The organism is Tatumella ptyseos ATCC 33301 (genome assembly GCF_000735525.1).
Lineage (GTDB): Bacteria > Pseudomonadota > Gammaproteobacteria > Enterobacterales > Enterobacteriaceae > Tatumella > Tatumella ptyseos.
This window is the reverse complement of the sequence record NZ_JMPR01000081.1, coordinates 1-291: the sequence shown is the minus strand read 5'-3', so window position 1 is coordinate 291 and position 291 is coordinate 1. Positions and strand designations below refer to the sequence as shown.

The 291-nt window shown below is 58.8% G+C and carries 1 protein-coding gene; it reads right to left on the bottom strand.

The annotated features are described in order from the left end of the window. Nucleotides 1-291: DUF72 domain-containing protein (locus tag GTPT_RS16635; protein ID WP_038011990.1), on the bottom strand; the 291-nt coding region annotated here is incomplete at both ends.

Here is a 291-nt window from a genome sequence, read left to right as displayed (position 1 = left end):
ACCAGTCAGAAAACAGGGCTGAGGAATCATTAACATCATCACTGCCGATAAAGCGGATCATCGGTGCGTCGGCAGTGCGTACGGCATGTACCGGCACTTTGGGCTTTTTGGCTTTGGCATCCAGCGCGGCAGCCGTTCGGGAAGGGGATGCATGTACCGCCCGGCTGTCGAGGATCACGCGATTAATACCGCGATCAGCCAGTCCCCGGTTCAGGGCCCGTTCTGCTTCCCCCCGCGCAAAAAATTCCGGGTGACGGACTTCCACCCCGTAGTTAAACGTGTCGGGCAGGG